Source organism: Mesorhizobium sp. M7A.F.Ca.AU.001.01.1.1 (genome assembly GCF_004022735.1).
GTDB classification, from domain to species: domain Bacteria; phylum Pseudomonadota; class Alphaproteobacteria; order Rhizobiales; family Rhizobiaceae; genus Mesorhizobium; species Mesorhizobium ciceri.
The window spans coordinates 1-3,884 of sequence record NZ_RZPF01000634.1; the positions used below are offsets into that span (position 1 = coordinate 1).

Consider the following 3,884-nt stretch of genomic DNA (forward strand, 5'->3'; position numbering starts at 1 on the left):
ATCGAAGCCAGCGTGACGAACTCCTCGACGTTGGCCAGCGGCAGGTCCGGCGCGCGCCGCTGCCAGACATCGTCAACCAGCTTCTTCTGATCCGCAAGCAGCTTGTCGACCATCTGCTGGCGTGTCGCGCCGCGCGTGAAGCGCAGCGTGTCGGTGGCGAGGCTGCCCTCCGGCGGCGTGGTTGCCGGCATGTCGCCGCTCAAGGCAGTCTCCTTGGCGATGCGCTGCAATGCCTGGTCGACAGTCAGTCCTTCAGGGATGGTCAGCGAATACATCACCGACTTGCCGCTCTTCAGAAGCTCCATGATATCGCGCATGGAAGCCCTGGGCTTGATCTCGTACTCGCCGGCTTTCAGCGCCGAATCATTGCCGAAGGCGCGCACGCCAAGGCGGAATACCCGGGCATCACTGATCAGTCCGCGGCGTTCGAGCTGGTCGGCGATATCCTGGACGCCGGTGTTCGGCTTGACCAGGAAGGTATCGCCATTAGCGGAGGGTCCGGGCTCGGTGAATTCCTGCTTGCCGAAATAGACCGCGACGCCGGCCGCCAGAACCACCAGCATCACCGAGGAGATGACGAAGTTCATGAACACGACGACCTGGCTGCGTGACGCACGCGAGCGCTTCGGCGGCGGCGTGCCGGCCTCTGGCCGCAACGCCTCGCTGGCCGTTTTCGGCACGATCGGTCCGGATGTTGCCGGCCGTTGCCCGAATTCTCCGTTGCCTGCCGGATTTGTGTTCATTTCGCCCTACCGTTTGATCGCCCAACGAATCCCCAGCGGCAGAGTAGAGGCGAATATGGCAAAATTGACGGCACGCCAAAGCGTCGCCCGGCAGCCGGACGATCAGCCATTGTAGCGCTGGAAGACCAGCGACGCATTGGTCCCGCCAAAGCCGAACGAATTGGACAGCGCCACGTCGATCTGGCGGGCGCGCGGCTTGTTCGGCACCAGGTCGATCGCGGTTTCGCGTTCGGGGTTGTCGAGGTTGATGGTCGGCGGCGCGACATTGTCCCTGATGGCAAGGATCGAGAAGATCGCTTCGGCGGCACCGGCCGCCCCAAGCAGATGGCCGATCGACGACTTGGTCGACGACATCGAGATCTTCGATGCGGCATTGCCGACAAGCCGCTCGACAGCGCCGAGCTCGATCGTGTCGGCCATGGTCGAGGTGCCGTGCGCGTTGATGTAGTCGACGTCGGCAGGCGTAAGCTTGGCCCGGTTGAGTGCCGCCGTCATGCAACGGAAGGCACCATCGCCATCCTCGGCGGGCGCCGTGATGTGATGCGCGTCGCCGGTGAGACCATAACCCGTCACCTCGGCATAGATCTTGGCGCCGCGTGCTTTGGCATGTTCGAGCTCCTCGAGCACGACAACGCCGGCGCCCTCGCCCATGACGAAGCCGTCGCGGTCGCGATCATAGGGGCGCGACGCCGTTTGCGGCGAATCATTGCGTTCCGTCGACAGTGCCCGGCATGCGGCGAACCCGGCGATCGACAGCCGCGTCACCGGCGCTTCGGCGCCACCGGCGACCATCACGTCGGCATCGCCCCACATGATCAGCCGGGCAGCATCGCCAATGGCGTGCGCGCCGGTCGAACAGGCCGTGACGACGGCATGGTTCGGGCCTTTCAGCCCGTGCCGGATCGAAACCTGCCCGGAGACGAGATTGATGATCTGGCCCGGGATGAAGAAGGGGCTGATGCGGCGCGGGCCGCGTTCCTTGAGGATCATCGCGTTCTCGGCGATGCCCTCGATGCCGCCGATGCCGGAGCCGATCAGGACGCCGGTGGCGCATTGCTCTTCATGCGTCTTGGGTTCCCAGCCGGAATCCTTCAGCGCCTCGTCGGCGGCGGCAATCCCGTACAGGATGAAGTCGCCGATCTTGCGCAATTCCTTCGGCTCGAGCACGGCCTCGGGATTGAAGGTGGCATTGCTGCCGTCACCACGCGGAATGACGTGGGCGATCTTGCAAGCAAGGTCCTCCACCTCGAACTCGGTGATGCGCTTGGCAGCGCTGCGGCCGGTCAGAAGCTCCTTCCAGCTGTGCTCGAAGCCCATGCCGAACGGCGACAGCAAGCCAAGGCCCGTGACGACGACACGCCTCATCGCAGGTCCTCCCCGGTGATGACTGCAGAAAGCGTCAGGCCGAAGCCTTGTCGATGTACTTCACGGCATCGCCGACGGTCAGGATGGTCTCGGCCGCGTCGTCGGGGATCTCGACGCCGAATTCTTCTTCGAACGCCATGACGAGTTCGACCGTGTCGAGGCTGTCGGCGCCCAGATCATCGATGAAGCTCGCCTGCTCCGTCACTTTGTCGGCATCGACGCCAAGGTGCTCGATGACGATCTTCTTGACGCGCTCTGCGGTGTCACTCATTTGGGCATCCTCGTCTTTTGTTTGTCTGTCTTCGTTAGCGGGCAGAATGCCGCTAATCAAGCTGAAAGATGGTCCTGCCGGAAACGCAACGACTACGGACCGATTTTTGCCCGAACCGCCGGGTTGCGGGCCGCATTACACGAAAAATAGCTGAGGTCCAAGCCGAAATGGTCTCTTTACACAACCCGCCGGCGTTGCTGCAGAACCTCGTTCAAATCATAGCCATGCCGCCATTTACGTGGATGGTCTGGCCGGTGACGTAGGCGGCTTCGTTGGAGGCGAGATAAGCGACGGCGGACGCGACTTCGACGCTGGTGCCCATGCGCCGCGTCGGGATCGCCGCCATGATCGCCTCTTTCTGCTTGTCGTTGAGCTTGTCGGTCATTGCCGATTCGATGAAGCCTGGTGCAACACAGTTAACTGTGATGTTGCGGGTGGCGATCTCCTGCGCCAGCGACTTGGAGAAGCCGATCATGCCGGCCTTGGAGGCGCAGTAATTGGTCTGGCCGGGATTGCCGGTCACGCCGACCACCGAGGTGATGTTGATGATGCGGCCATGGCGGCGGCGCATCATCGGATGGGTGAGTTCGCGGGTGAGCCGGAAAACGGCGGTCAGATTGACCTCGATCACGCTGTCCCAATCGGCATCCGACATGCGCACGAACAGCCCGTCCTTGGTGATGCCGGCGTTGTTGACCAGGATGTCGACGCCTTCGAGATCGGCCTCGGCTTTCTGGCCGAGCGCCTTGACCTCGTCACGGTTGGACAAATTGGCCGGGAACAGCTTGACCCGGTCGCCAAGCTCGCTAGCCAGCGCCTCCAGTTTCTCGACGCGGGTGCCATGCAGGCCGACGATCGCGCCTTGCGCATGCAGCATCCGGGCGATCGCCTCGCCGATGCCTCCCGATGCGCCGGTGACGAGCGCCTTGCGGCCAGTCAATTCGAACATTTTTGTCTCCTGATTGAGAAGAGAACACCCCTTTGCAGGGAATGGGATCAAATAGGGCTTTATGCAAGCGCTGCTAGCGTTGCCTCGACCTCAGCCGCCGAGCCGACCGACGCAGTGGCGATGTCGCGGTTGATGCGCCGCGCCAATCCCGAAAGCACCTTGCCGGCGCCAATCTCGTAAAGCGTGGTGACGCCATTTGCGCCGAACCACTCCACGGTCTCGCGCCAGCGTACGCGGCCGGTTATCTGCTCGACCAGGCGGCGGGCGATCTCGTCCGGATCGCTGGTCGGGCTGACCGTGACATTGGAGAGGACGGGAACGACCGGCGCATTCTTTGTCACACCGGCGAGTGCGTCGCGCATAACGTTCGCGGCCGGCGCCATCAGCGCCGAATGGAAGGGCGCGGACACCTGCAGCATCAGTGCGCGCTTGGCGCCTTTCTCAGTGCACAGTTTCGCCGCCAGTTCGACCGCGGCCCTGGCGCCGGAAATGACCAGTTGGCCGCCGCCATTGTCGTTGGCGATCTGGCAGACGGAGCCTTTGGCGGCTTCCGCGC

5 protein-coding genes are annotated in these 3,884 nt (G+C 63.3%); all 5 read right to left on the bottom strand.

From position 1 onward, the window contains the following. Nucleotides 1–743 (bottom strand): endolytic transglycosylase MltG (locus EN884_RS28735; protein ID WP_206617663.1); only part of this gene is annotated, 743 nt, incomplete at its 3' end. 102 nt (nt 744–845) lie between these two features. Further along, nucleotides 846–2,108, bottom strand: coding sequence for a beta-ketoacyl-ACP synthase II (gene fabF, locus EN884_RS28740; RefSeq protein WP_013532515.1), 1,263 nt, complete (start codon nt 2,106–2,108; stop codon nt 846–848). Nucleotides 2,109–2,142: 34 nt separating this feature from the next. Continuing rightward, nucleotides 2,143–2,379 carry an acyl carrier protein gene (locus tag EN884_RS28745; protein ID WP_006203723.1) on the bottom strand — a complete coding sequence of 79 codons (237 nt, stop codon included), beginning with the start codon at nt 2,377–2,379 and terminating at the stop codon, nt 2,143–2,145. Between the two features lie 211 nt (nt 2,380–2,590). After that, nucleotides 2,591–3,328, bottom strand: a complete 738-nt coding sequence (gene fabG, locus EN884_RS28750; protein WP_013532516.1) for a 3-oxoacyl-[acyl-carrier-protein] reductase — start codon at nt 3,326–3,328, stop codon at nt 2,591–2,593. 59 nt (nt 3,329–3,387) lie between these two features. Next, nucleotides 3,388–3,884: ACP S-malonyltransferase (locus EN884_RS28755; protein ID WP_164895203.1), on the bottom strand; the 497-nt coding region annotated here is incomplete at its 5' end.